We start from the raw sequence: 2,575 nt of genomic DNA, 5'->3' as shown, positions 1-2,575 counted from the left end.
TAATCGATGATTATCAGAAGTTTGATACACATAAAAAGACACAACAAATTTAAACTTGTTGTGTCTTTTTAATAGAATTAGTTACCAAACAAGCGACTCCAAAATCCTTTTTTAGTTGGCTGTTCTCCCTTATTATGAACCTCTATTTCTTCAGATAATTTATCATCTTTTCGAAATTCATCTTCGTTTATACTATTGTTTTTTTCCTCTTCATCTATACCTTTAAGTTTTACTTCTATTGACTGTTCATCTTCTTGTTGCTGATTAGTATCTTTAGATTCTTCAGTAAAAGTTGCTTCTTGTGAATTAACATTTTGTCTATCATTAGCAGATGTATCAAAGGGATAATTAAGGTGCCTCTCTTCCTCTAATTGGTTTTCTAGTTTTTGAATTTTTTTATTGCTTTCTAAAGCTAATATTTGTTGATTTTCAAGCAACTTTGATCTTTCCTGTAACTCTTTTCTATAGAATTCTAATGTTGTTTCGTGACGACTTTCTTGCTTTTCAATCTGCCTATTTAAGGTGTCAATTTGATGTTTAAGTATTTCTATTATCTGAGTATCATTTTCAGACTCAACATTATCCGATTCATTATTTTTTATATCCGCTGTATTACTTTCGAAACCATATTTCTTTTTATTTTCATTTACCCTTTGAATGATTCTTTCTATATCAGTTTCATCTTTAATAAATGAAGTGTTTTCCTGTTTTATTGTCTCAATATTTAGTCGTTTAATATTATTAAAAATTGTTTGCTTACTAACCTTTAATTCCTCACTTAACATTTTCACACTTTTCATACAATCAAACCTTTATAAATAGTTTGTCAAACGTTTATACTCTATTATATAACCGTAACCACTGAAACTCAAATATATATTAAGGAAAATAAGAATTTTTATCAATGCTTTATCTAGGGTTAATAAGGTTTATCAATGGTTTATCAAATCTTTGTCAACCTTTGACAAATGTGTATTTTCTCCTTTTACAACCCTATTTAAAATGATATAATTAACATATCAAAAAACCCCAACTACTGGTAATAGTCGGGGGGTGGTAATAAAACGTTATAGCACGTTTGTTTAATATCAAATTTGTACTTGTATTATATAATGAACAACATCTTAGTGCAAGCACCTAAATCTTTAAATAAATTTAATGCTATATAAAAGCGTTTTATTACCTCTTACCAAACAAATAATGGAAAGAGGTATTTATTATGTCTAGAAAAAATGTAAATAATCAAGCAAGTCAAAATTTTTATATTCTTCATAAAGCATTATTTATTAATGAAAAATACAAAAAGTTAAGTGATAGTTCAAAGATTGGCTATGCTGTTCTTAATGATAGAGTTAGTTTATCAATTAAGAATAACTGGATAGATCAAAATGGAGATATATATTTTATTTTTACAAATGAAAACCTTCAAGAAGTTTTAGGCAAGAGTAAAAATACCATCACTAAAATAAAAAAAGAATTAGAAGAAGTAGGATTGTTGGAACAAGTTAAAACTGGTTTTAATCGACCAAACAAACTTTACCTGCACGAAATTGAGACAAATATCAACGTTGAAAAACAAATACAAAAAAATACTGAAAATAATGACGAACTTAGTAATAGCAAGGACTCCCAAAGTTTGGGAGTCCAGAATCCCAAAGTTTGGGAGTCCAGAACCCCAAACTTTGGGATTCCAGAATCCCAAAGTTTAGACTCTAATGATACTGAACTTAGTAATACTAAATTAAATAATACTGAATATAATGATCTGAATGATTTGAATGATATAGAACATAAGCATAATTATCATTCAGATCATTCAGATCAATTTGTAACTGAATCTGATGATAAAGATTATAAAGAAATATTACTACAAGAATTTCCTGAACAATTAACTAATTATTTAATGAATTATCATTATAAAGATTTAGAAGTTATAAAAACTGTTATTCTTAAAGCAAAAAAATCATTTAATTCAAGACATGAAGATATGCATTACATGTTAGAGGACATTGAAGATGAAATATTAATATCTTTAAAAAGAGTAAAAAAAGCGATACATGATAGAGGTGTTAAAGGCCAAAAAGAAACGATCATTTCGATGCAAGGATACTTAATGAGGACGATTTTAAGTGAACTTGAAGAACTTTATTTAGCCGATATGAGAAGACAAAATATGACGAAATATAATATTTTTAATTAATAAATTAAATAAGCTTGTAGCAATCAAAGAAATATCAAAATATAGTGTTAAATCATCAGACTTTCTAACAAGTAATCAAGAAAAAAACCAAGAAATAGTCAAAGACTTAGAACAAGGTTTATACAGAAAACGTATGCTAAGCTACGGTGGTTTACTCAAACAAAAACATAAAATTTTAAATTTAGATGACTCAGAAGATGGGAACTTAATTAATACATCAGACGAAAAGACAACAGAAGAACAAAAAGCACACTCAATCATGGCAATATGGAATTATCAAAAACAAAACTACTACATCAAAAAATAATAAAAAAAATGACCTCAATCAGAAACTGCGGATTGTGATTGAGGTCAGTTTTTTTATTATGAAATATT

2 protein-coding genes and 1 pseudogene are annotated in these 2,575 nt (G+C 27.3%); 2 read left to right on the top strand and 1 reads right to left on the bottom strand.

What is annotated here, in order from left to right:
* Positions 1–77 precede the first annotated feature (77 nt).
* Positions 78–800, bottom strand: a complete 723-nt coding sequence (locus KA824_RS09210) for a DUF536 domain-containing protein (RefSeq protein ID WP_192945750.1) — start codon at positions 798–800, stop codon at positions 78–80.
* A 419-nt stretch (positions 801–1,219) separates the two neighbouring features.
* Between KA824_RS09210 and KA824_RS09205 the strand changes: the two genes are divergently transcribed.
* Together KA824_RS09205 and KA824_RS09200 are read left to right on the top strand one after the other, a co-directional pair.
* The gene (locus tag KA824_RS09205; RefSeq protein WP_210133258.1) at positions 1,220–2,200 is read left to right on the top strand and encodes a replication initiator protein A; all 981 of its coding nucleotides are present in this window, start codon (positions 1,220–1,222) and stop codon (positions 2,198–2,200) included.
* A 19-nt stretch (positions 2,201–2,219) separates the two neighbouring features.
* Positions 2,220–2,507 (top strand): annotated as a pseudogene (locus KA824_RS09200) (protein rep); the annotation flags it as partial.
* Positions 2,508–2,575: the final 68 nt, after the last annotated feature.

The sequence above is a fragment of the Staphylococcus sp. GDY8P198P genome (genome assembly GCF_017891615.1).
Taxonomy (GTDB): domain Bacteria; phylum Bacillota; class Bacilli; order Staphylococcales; family Staphylococcaceae; genus Staphylococcus; species Staphylococcus cohnii.
Note: the sequence above shows the minus strand (reverse complement) of the source record. Positions and strands in the feature narration are given on the sequence as shown.